Origin of the sequence: Nitrosopumilus oxyclinae (genome assembly GCF_013407165.1) — an archaeon.
Classification (GTDB): Archaea; Thermoproteota; Nitrososphaeria; order Nitrososphaerales; family Nitrosopumilaceae; genus Nitrosopumilus; species Nitrosopumilus oxyclinae.
Map to the genome: position 1 here is coordinate 1,141,470 of NZ_CP026994.1, position 11,653 is coordinate 1,153,122.

An 11,653-nucleotide genomic window follows, 5' to 3' on the forward strand; every position below is an offset into this window, starting at 1 on the left:
TATCAGGTGTAACTGTGAATGGTTGGTCCTACAGTATCTTGTACTGTGATAGTTTGGTCTGCACTGACAGAGTTGCCTGTTGCATCAGTTGCAGTCCATGTTCTAGTGATTACTTCGATGATGTTTCCAGTTCCTGGAACTGATACATCGCTAAATGTTACTGTTGGTGCTGGAAGTGCATTATCAGTTGCAGTTGCAAAGCCAGTGTTGGCAGGAGTTGTGTCTGCTGGGAATTCTAATGTTACATCAGCTGGGACTGTAAGAACTGGGTCTGTGGTATCTTGTATAATGTAAGTTCTAGTAACTGGTGCTGCTGCATTTCCTTGAGCATCAACTGAGTTGTAAGTGATGACGTAGGTTCCTGGTGTGCTAGTGTCAACTGAACCAGTTGTGGTGACAGTTGAACCATCATCAGTAGTGACTCCATCTAATAGATCTGGTGATGGTGAGCCAGCTTCTAGTGTAATGGTATCAGGTGTAACTGTGATGGTTGGTCCTACAGTATCTTGTACTGTGATAGTTTTGGTCTGCACTGACAGAGTTGCCTGTTGCATCAGTTGCAGTCCATGTTCTAGTGATTACTTCGATGATGTTTCCAGTTCCTGGAACTGATACATCGCTAAATGTTACTGTTGGTGCTGGAAGTGCATTATCAGTTGCAGTTGCAAAGCCAGTGTTGGCAGGAGTTGTGTCTGCTGGGAATTCTAATGTTACATCAGCTGGGACTGTAAGAACTGGGTCTGTGGTATCTTGTATAATGTAAGTTCTAGTAACTGGTGCTGCTGCATTTCCTTGAGCATCAACTGAGTTGTAAGTGATGACGTAGGTTCCTGGTGTGCTAGTGTCAACTGAACCAGTTGTGGTGACAGTTGAACCATCATCAGTAGTGACTCCATCTAATAGATCTGGTGATGGTGAGCCAGCTTCTAGTGTAATGGTATCAGGTGTAACTGTGATGGTTGGTCCTACAGTATCTTGTACTGTGATAGTTTGGTCTGCACTGACAGAGTTGCCTGTTGCATCAGTTGCAGTCCATGTTCTAGTGATTACTTCGATGATGTTTCCAGTTCCTGGAACTGATACATCGCTAAATGTTACTGTTGGTGCTGGAAGTGCATTATCAGTTGCAGTTGCAAAGCCAGTGTTGGCAGGAGTTGTGTCTGCTGGGAATTCTAATGTTACATCAGCTGGGACTGTAAGAACTGGGTCTGTGGTATCTTGTATAATGTAAGTTCTAGTAACTGGTGCTGCTGCATTTCCTTGAGCATCAACTGAGTTGTAAGTGATGACGTAGGTTCCTGGTGTGCTAGTGTCAACTGAACCAGTTGTGGTGACAGTTGAACCATCATCAGTAGTGACTCCATCTAATAGATCTGGTGATGGTGAGCCAGCTTCTAGTGTAATGGTATCAGGTGTAACTGTGATGGTTGGTCCTACAGTATCTTGTACTGTGATAGTTTGGTCTGCACTGACAGAGTTGCCTGTTGCATCAGTTGCAGTCCATGTTCTAGTGATTACTTCGATGATGTTTCCAGTTCCTGGAACTGATACATCGCTAAATGTTACTGTTGGTGCTGGAAGTGCATTATCAGTTGCAGTTGCAAAGCCAGTGTTGGCAGGAGTTGTGTCTGCTGGGAATTCTAATGTTACATCAGCTGGGACTGTAAGAACTGGGTCTGTGGTATCTTGTATAATGTAAGTTCTAGTAACTGGTGCTGCTGCATTTCCTTGAGCATCAACTGAGTTGTAAGTGATGACGTAGGTTCCTGGTGTGCTAGTGTCAACTGAACCAGTTGTGGTGACAGTTGAACCATCATCAGTAGTGACTCCATCTAATAGATCTGGTGATGGTGAGCCAGCTTCTAGTGTAATGGTATCAGGTGTAACTGTGATGGTTGGTCCTACAGTATCTTGTACTGTGATAGTTTGGTCTGCACTGACAGAGTTGCCTGTTGCATCAGTTGCAGTCCATGTTCTAGTGATTACTTCGATGATGTTTCCAGTTCCTGGAACTGATACATCGCTAAATGTTACTGTTGGTGCTGGAAGTGCATTATCAGTTGCAGTTGCAAAGCCAGTGTTGGCAGGAGTTGTGTCTGCTGGGAATTCTAATGTTACATCAGCTGGGACTGTAAGAACTGGGTCTGTGGTATCTTGTATAATGTAAGTTCTAGTAACTGGTGCTGCTGCATTTCCTTGAGCATCAACTGAGTTGTAAGTGATGACGTAGGTTCCTGGTGTGCTAGTGTCAACTGAACCAGTTGTGGTGACAGTTGAACCATCATCAGTAGTGACTCCATCTAATAGATCTGGTGATGGTGAGCCAGCTTCTAGTGTAATGGTATCAGGTGTAACTGTGATGGTTGGTCCTACAGTATCTTGTACTGTGATAGTTTGGTCTGCACTGACAGAGTTGCCTGTTGCATCAGTTGCAGTCCATGTTCTAGTGATTACTTCGATGATGTTTCCAGTTCCTGGAACTGATACATCGCTAAATGTTACTGTTGGTGCTGGAAGTGCATTATCAGTTGCAGTTGCAAAGCCAGTGTTGGCAGGAGTTGTGTCTGCTGGGAATTCTAATGTTACATCAGCTGGGACTGTAAGAACTGGGTCTGTGGTATCTTGTATAATGTAAGTTCTAGTAACTGGTGCTGCTGCATTTCCTTGAGCATCAACTGAGTTGTAAGTGATGACGTAGGTTCCTGGTGTGCTAGTGTCAACTGAACCAGTTGTGGTGACAGTTGAACCATCATCAGTAGTGACTCCATCTAATAGATCTGGTGATGGTGAGCCAGCTTCTAGTGTAATGGTATCAGGTGTAACTGTGATGGTTGGTCCTACAGTATCTTGTACTGTGATAGTTTGGTCTGCACTGACAGAGTTGCCTGTTGCATCAGTTGCAGTCCATGTTCTAGTGATTACTTCGATGATGTTTCCAGTTCCTGGAACTGATACATCGCTAAATGTTACTGTTGGTGCTGGAAGTGCATTATCAGTTGCAGTTGCAAAGCCAGTGTTGGCAGGAGTTGTGTCTGCTGGGAATTCTAATGTTACATCAGCTGGGACTGTAAGAACTGGGTCTGTGGTATCTTGTATAATGTAAGTTCTAGTAACTGGTGCTGCTGCATTTCCTTGAGCATCAACTGAGTTGTAAGTGATGACGTAGGTTCCTGGTGTGCTAGTGTCAACTGAACCAGTTGTGGTGACAGTTGAACCATCATCAGTAGTGACTCCATCTAATAGATCTGGTGATGGTGAGCCAGCTTCTAGTGTAATGGTATCAGGTGTAACTGTGATGGTTGGTCCTACAGTATCTTGTACTGTGATAGTTTGGTCTGCACTGACAGAGTTGCCTGTTGCATCAGTTGCAGTCCATGTTCTAGTGATTACTTCGATGATGTTTCCAGTTCCTGGAACTGATACATCGCTAAATGTTACTGTTGGTGCTGGAAGTGCATTATCAGTTGCAGTTGCAAAGCCAGTGTTGGCAGGAGTTGTGTCTGCTGGGAATTCTAATGTTACATCAGCTGGGACTGTAAGAACTGGGTCTGTGGTATCTTGTATAATGTAAGTTCTAGTAACTGGTGCTGCTGCATTTCCTTGAGCATCAACTGAGTTGTAAGTGATGACGTAGGTTCCTGGTGTGCTAGTGTCAACTGAACCAGTTGTGGTGACAGTTGAACCATCATCAGTAGTGACTCCATCTAATAGATCTGGTGATGGTGAGCCAGCTTCTAGTGTAATGGTATCAGGTGTAACTGTGATGGTTGGTCCTACAGTATCTTGTACTGTGATAGTTTGGTCTGCACTGACAGAGTTGCCTGTTGCATCAGTTGCAGTCCATGTTCTAGTGATTACTTCGATGATGTTTCCAGTTCCTGGAACTGATACATCGCTAAATGTTACTGTTGGTGCTGGAAGTGCATTATCAGTTGCAGTTGCAAAGCCAGTGTTGGCAGGAGTTGTGTCTGCTGGGAATTCTAATGTTACATCAGCTGGGACTGTAAGAACTGGGTCTGTGGTATCTTGTATAATGTAAGTTCTAGTAACTGGTGCTGCTGCATTTCCTTGAGCATCAACTGAGTTGTAAGTGATGACGTAGGTTCCTGGTGTGCTAGTGTCAACTGAACCAGTTGTGGTGACAGTTGAACCATCATCAGTAGTGACTCCATCTAATAGATCTGGTGATGGTGAGCCAGCTTCTAGTGTAATGGTATCAGGTGTAACTGTGATGGTTGGTGCTGTAGTGTCAACTACGTTGACAGTTCTAGTTACTTGGGTTGCTACATTACCTGATGGGTCAACTGCATCATAAGTTACAACATACACACCAACTGTACTATCATCGACTACATCTCCGCCAACAATAGCAACAGGGGCAGTAGCAGGATCATTGTCAGTTACAGTTGCACCAAATTCAGTGTAAGTGTCAACTCCAACTTCAATAGTAACAGGAGTTGCTCCATTAAGGGAAATAACGGGGTTTGTGGTATCAACTACGTTGACAGTTCTGGTTTCAACAGTTGTATTTGATGATGAATCAGTTACGGTATAAGTTACAAGATATGAACCAATTGCATCAACAAATGCTGAATCATCAATAGTGATAGAACTAGTTAGAATGCCATCTTCAACATCAGTTGCTGTTGCTCCAAGCTCAGTGTAACCTGAACCTAATTCAATTGTTTGTGGGTTTGGTGGATTTAGTATGATTATTGGGACATTGCCTGAAATGACATTAACAGTTTCAGTAATAGTTGTAAAGTTGCCTTCTGCATCAGTTACTGTGTAAATTACGATGAATGAATCTACAGCACTTGTATCAACAAGATCATCACCTACAATATTTTGAGTTGTAGTGCTAAAGTCAGCAATATTGAGTATAGTTCCAACTGTGTAAACATCATTTACCATTAGTGTAGTAGTGTAATCAACTGTGTTGCCATCAACATCAAAGGTTGGTGGGGTGGTGTCAACTACGGTAATTGTGATTGATTGTTGGTCTGGGATATTTCCTGCTGCATCTGCTGGAGCATCATAGAGTACGGTGTAAACTCCGACTGCAGATGTGTCAGGTAAATCGCCTGATACGGTTACAGATTCAGAATAAGTTGGATCATTGTCAGTTACTGTACCGCCAAGTTCGGTGTAAGAGTTGGCAGCTTCTAGTTCTATGGTTGCATCAGAACCAGTTGGAGTGATAACTGGAATTGTTGTGTCAACTACATTAACAATTCTAGTAATTTGCAAGGGAGTGTTTCCTGATGCGTCTGCTGGTGCATCATAAGTTACAGTGTATGTACCAACTGCATCTAAGACTGAATCTCCGCCAACAGATACAGTTTCTGAATATGTAGGATCATCATCAGTTACAGTAGCTCCAAGTTCAGTGTAAGTATCAACTCCAACTTCTAATGTAATTGGAGTTGTTCCAATTAATGAGATTACAGGTGCAGTTGTGTCCTCTACAGTTACAATTTGATTAACAATTGCTGCATTACCAGAAGGATCAGTACTAGTGTATGAAATAGTATAAACGCCAACCACAGAGGTATCAACAGCATCTCCGCCAATAGTGATAACTCCTGTATATGCAGGATCATTGTCAGTGGCAGTTGCAGTGGCAGGATCAAATGAATCGCCTAATTGTATTGTTTCAGCATATGAACTAAGTTCAATAATTGGGGCAATAGTATCAATGATGTTAACAGTTCTAACTTTTTGAACTGCTGCATTTCCTTCTCCATCTACTACATCATAGTAAACAAAGTATGTTCCTATTGTGTCAAGATTTGCAAGTACATCAGATGCATCAATTACAATATCAGCAGTAAGATCAATTCCAGGAAAATCAAGTGCAGTTGCACCAAGTTCTGTGTATGTAGCAAAGGGATTAGCAATTTGAATGGTTTGTGGGTTTGGCAGATTGAGGGTAATAATAGGGATATTATCATCAATAATATCCACAGTTCTAGTTACAACAGATGTATTTCCAACAGAATCAGTTGCAGTATAAGTTACAGAGTAAAAGCCTACAACTCCAATGTTAGCTAGGACATCAGATGCATCAATTACTATTGGTGAACCATCATTAGTAGTAGCTCCAAGTTCTGTATATGTTCCTGATTCTGAAATTACTTGTGGATTTGGTGGGTTTAGTGTAATTACTGGGGGTGTTGTATCAATGAAAATTATAATAGAATCACTTGCAGTATTGCCTAAAGCATCAGTAGCTTTTGCAATGAGAGTCTTTGAACCTTCAGCTAATGTAGGAGTAGTAAATGACCAGTTGCCATCAATGTCAGCAGTAGTGCTGCCTAAAGGTGGAAGAGTAATAGAAGAAGAAAATATTTCAATTAGAGCAAAGGGTTCAGAAGTTCCCAATAGAGTGGGAGTATTATCACCAATAGAGGTTCCTGTGATCGGGGAATCAATTTCAATAAGAGCAGTAGAATCAAATAAAATATCAAATATGTTAGATTCATAATTGCCATTTGTTGCTTCATCTTCTGCAACATTTTCAGGAATTGTTACAGAGATAGTTCCATCAGTAGTTGGTGTTACAGTAAATGTGTAAACCAGAGTTGGGACGTCAAAATCAGGAGATAATGAATTTTCATCTACAGTACCACCAACAACAATAATTTCCGCCTCAGTAAGATTATCGACTAATTCATCAAAAGTTACTGTAAATGGAATTGGTTCGATGTTGGTAGGATCAGCTGAGGAGGAAGTAATTGTAGGAGTAGGTCGCATAGTATCAATAATAATAACTACAGATGCTGTATTGCCTGCATTGTCAGTTGCAGTGACTGTGATAGTATGAGTTCCTTCAGGGAGTGGAACAATTGGTGTTACAGTCCAAGTTGTAGACGATGTCAAGTCCTCACCAATTTTAACACCATCAGCGAAGACTTCAACTAAATCGCCAGAATCTTTACCACCAAAGAAAGTCGGTGTATCATCATTTACTTTTTGGCCATTGAAATGAGATGTGATTGAGACTGTGATAGCAGTATCATACAATACATCCTCTACATCATCTACACCATCCAATATGCTGCTATTTCCTGCCAAGTCTTGAGCAGCTGCAGATAGAATTGTTGCAGAGATAGTTTCTGCAGGATCACCAGTGCCAGCAGGGGTTACAGTAAAGGTGTAAATTTTAGCAGAGGAAGTAGAAAATGAACCAGCATCTATAGTTCCTCCTGATAATACAATATCAGACTCTGTAAATCCAGTTACATCCTCATTAAAGGTTACAGTAAATGGAATTGGGAAAATGTTGGTAACAGGAGCAGATGTAGATGTAACTGTTGAGGTTGGGGAAGTAGAATCATATAGAATATTTGCAGTATTTGACATGGTATTCCAATTACCGGCAGCATCAACAGCTTGATTCGGAGTAAGCTTTACTGGAACTGCACCATCCTCATTTGGAACTACAGTAAATGTCCAGACAATATTATCAACAGTACTAAGAGAGCCAGGAGTGATAGTAGAGCCACCCAAAACATTGAAACTGAATTCTGTCAAGCCAAAAACAGGTTCAGTGAAAACAGCAGTAAATGGAATTGGATTAAGATTGGTATAAGTTCCAGCTACCGTAGATATTACAACTCCAGGTCGTATTGTATCAATTGTGATAGTAGTAGGAGAAATGGTGGATGCAACATTACCATATGAATCAGTTGCAATTGCAGTAAATAGATGGACCCCGTTTGTTAAACTAAAAGAGTTTTTAGTCCAATCTCCATTTGCATTGACAACTTTAGTTCCTATAGAAATACCATCAACAAATAATTCAACGACAGAGTGAGGTTCGGCAGTACCAAAAATGGTAGGAGTTGTATCCATAGTGGATATTCCATCCAAAGAAGGATCAATAGTTACAAATGTTACAGTATCTACAGTAATTGAAATTCCTAGAGAACCTACGTTTCCTAATGGATCAGTTGCGGTTACAGAAATAGTGTGAAGACCTTCAGAAAGAAGATTTTCTGGAAATGACCACAAACCGACAGTACCATCAGAAGTGGTTGTACCTACAGATAACCCATCAATAAATAATTCAATGTCTGAATTCGGATCTGAGCTTCCAGAAAATATTGGATTGTTAATTGTAATTATCTGACCATTTGTATGAGATGTGATTGTAACTGTAATGTCAGAATCCAGAATAATTTCAATAGGACCTGCAGAACTAGTATTACTTACAGCATCAATGACTGTAGCAGTAATATTGTTTGAACCTTCTATTAGAGGAGCAGATGGGATTAATGACCAGTTGCCTACTCCATCAGAGGTTGTTGTTCCAACAGATACTCCTTCAACAAATACTTCTACAGTAGAGTTTGCTTCTGCAGTACCAAAAATTGTTGGAAATTCTAGATTAGTAGTTGAAAGATTAAGAGAAGGATCAAAGGAAACAAAGGTTGTAGTATCGATAGTTAGTATAATAGAATCTGCAATAGGAATAAGATTGCCTGCTAAATCAAATGCTTCAGTATCAGTTGCAGTGATAGTATAGACACCATCAGGTAATGCAGGAGTTATATCAAAATTAAAAACTCCACCTGAAGAAGGTTGTACAAATGTATTGTCAACTCCAGGTCCAACAACATTTAATGAGATCGAATGATCTGCTTGAGCTGTACCAAAAATGGTTGGAGTGTTATCACTAGTTATGTCAACATCTAAATGAGATGTGATTACCAAGGGTTCTGGACAAAATGCACATGTGATTGGAACTGTTGGATCTTTAACATAAGTAACAGTATTTGGTTGAGTTACAGTTGAAACTTCAATAAGAGAATCAGCAGAATTTCCAATAGGACCTACTTCAAAAACAATGACAGCGGTGACGTCATCACCTGCTGCAAGTACAGATTCATCTAAAGAAACAATATCACATGTAACAATGAATCCAGTTGCAGCCGCAGGATCAGGATCAAGATAGCACACATCAGTATCAGTAGCTACTTCATCAAAGATTAATCCAGGAGGAGCTTCAAAACGAAGTTGAACTTCTTCTGCATCGTCTGATTCTTCAGTTAGTGAAACATGTACAAATAATGCACCAAGATCACCAAAATCTACATCAGGTCCTGGAAAAAATAAAAGATCATAGTCTACAATGAGGTCTGCACCTCCTGCAGCAAATGCAGAATTTATAGGAATTGAAAACATTCCAAAAATTAGAATTGAAAATATCAAACTAGAAAAAATCTTTGATTTTTTAGATGAGAATTTATTTAGATTTATCAATGGACCATACCCCTCACATCTGTTTTGTTTCCAAAATCATATGATACATTGTATGTAACATTAGTACACATGATTTCCATCATCCACTGCAACACATTTTTTGTGACTGGTGCATTAAAAAACCAAGACCGAACATACCAAATTTGGGAAAATCATGAATTTACGATCATTTTTTGTCTAAAAAAAATAATACAAAAAATAGAGATAAAGACGGGATGTAATTTTTAAAAAATACAGATCACATTTGATCGTAAATTAAATGAAAAAAAGCAAAAAATCAGTTAAGATTATTCTTCTTCAAAGACTCGTCCAGGATAAAATGAATTTATCATCTCTTCCAAGAGGAATTCAGCCTTCTCTGATTCTAATTTCATAGAGTTAGCAAATTCAGGATCATCAGTTCTTTTAATTGAAACATCAAAGTCATAATATGAAATATTATCTATCTCCTCAAATTCATCATCAAAACATTTTGGACATATCTCTTCAAGTAAACTTTCAGCAAGTATAATTTGATATTCTTTTTGGATTGAAAACTGGTCATGGTATCTATCATGGGTGGATGCATCAGAAGAATCACCAATAGAATATTCTTTTAGAACATGATTAATAGCCCAAATTTTTTCAGGATTAACTAATTGACGATCTGCTTTTTTAGTATCGACATAATCTTTATTCCAAATTCCATAATCAAAGGTCCAAGTATTACCATCATCGTCAACTGACTTGTTCTTTTCAACTTCAGTCAATTGGTAGATTTTTCCTTTGTAAATGCCACTATGAATATTTGGAGGGTTTAGAGATTCCCCTACAACTTGTAGACCATGGTTAAAGTAATTCTGCCATGCGTTTCTATCATGATCCCAGATATTAGTTGCTACCATGTTAAATTCTAATGGTGCTCTAAAAGTATGGTAAACAGTAACATGATTACATTTGCTGCCAATATCATCACAGTCTACTTCAGTGACATTTACAGTAACATTAGCTAAAACATTGTATGGATCAATAAGAGACACAGTTTCTTTACCATCAAAAGATCTATCCCAATTAATCATTGCATTACTTTGACCAAATGTTTCACCATTACCCAAACCAAATGCGACTGCTACATGTGCAAGGTTACTTGGTCCATCGTTTTCATAAATACGAAGATCAATGGCATTTTCTTCACCAACATAAGCTGTAATCAGAGGATAGGGGGTATAGTATAATTCGGCATCAACAGGATTTTTGTTAAATGCAAAGCCGTTACTTACGACTCGCTTATTGTTTTTGTCAATTCCTAGTGTTGGAGGGCTACAATCACCACGACAAGAACCATTTTCATCACCAGAACTAGAACTAGAACTAGAACTAGATACAACAGTACAGGATGAACCAATATCACAAGAATTTATAACAATTCCACTAATTGCCCAATTTGAATTTGAAGTGGTAGAATAAGACATTGCAACATCTGCACTTGTACCATTTTGATAAGAGTAAGCAGAACTCCAATCAGAATTAAATGGATTTACTCCACTGAATGTCTGTTTGTTTATCCGTATTTGATTTTGGCCAAGTATAGTGGTTACTGGTTCTTCATCAATAGTTGTAGATACGGTGTCAATAATTATTTGTGAGCTATTGGTGGGATTTGGAACTTTATTGACAGTTGGAATGGTTGAGGGACCACCAGTATTACTAAATTGTCCATCAATAGATACACCTTGATGTACACCAGAAAAAAATACAGCACGAGCAACTGCACTTGCACCTGGCACAGTATTTCCAATTTGATTATCTAATTTAATAATAACATTACATGTCTCATTTTCTGGAGGATTAACTAAATACCATATCTCACTTCTAGCGTTTCCTGCATTATTAGCAATAGCTGCACTAGTAAAATTTTGTGAATTTGCAGCAACACCACAACCTACCCCACCTTGAAATTGTACATAAGATACTGAAATATCTCCATTACTACCCTGATTATCCAAAGCAATGCTTGCTACAAGCAAACGATCTGTTTGCGTACCTATAGAAATAGGTGGAATTGTAAGTACATCTGTTGCACCACTTGAAGCCGGAACGTAGATCCTTTTCCTTTGTTCAAATGTGATTGATGATGGATTTTCAAATAAAGCATATGCATCATAAATTGGAAAGACAAACAACGGAGTCAAAAACAATACAAGTAAAACACATCCTACTCTAAAAAAAGTCAAGACTCATTCCCCCATATACAAAATTCAGTATCTGCTAGTAAACCTCGAAAGGACTTTGTAAATTTCATATTCTATTCACATATTATTGGAGAATTTTAGATAAATACTAACATGCAATGTTCCAAATTTGGGAATAGTTATGAGAGTATGAGTGTGAGGGATTTCTCCAAAGT

The 11,653-nt window shown here is 39.2% G+C and carries 3 protein-coding genes; all 3 read right to left on the reverse strand.

Translation table 11 applies throughout. The features are described from left to right. Window positions 1-2: 2 nt before the first annotated feature. The gene (locus C5F49_RS06870) at window positions 3-533 is read right to left on the reverse strand and encodes an immunoglobulin-like domain-containing protein (protein ID WP_179362258.1); all 531 of its coding nucleotides are present in this window, start codon (window positions 531-533) and stop codon (window positions 3-5) included. Next, window positions 472-9,267, reverse strand: coding sequence for a beta strand repeat-containing protein (locus tag C5F49_RS06875; protein ID WP_179362259.1), 8,796 nt, complete (start codon window positions 9,265-9,267; stop codon window positions 472-474). Before C5F49_RS06875 ends, C5F49_RS06870 begins: the two co-directional genes overlap by 62 nt. Window positions 9,268-9,554: 287 nt before the next feature. Beyond that, a complete protein-coding gene (locus C5F49_RS06880) occupies window positions 9,555-11,480 on the reverse strand; it encodes a hypothetical protein (protein WP_179362260.1) in 1,926 nt (641 codons plus the stop codon). Window positions 11,481-11,653 lie beyond the last annotated feature (173 nt).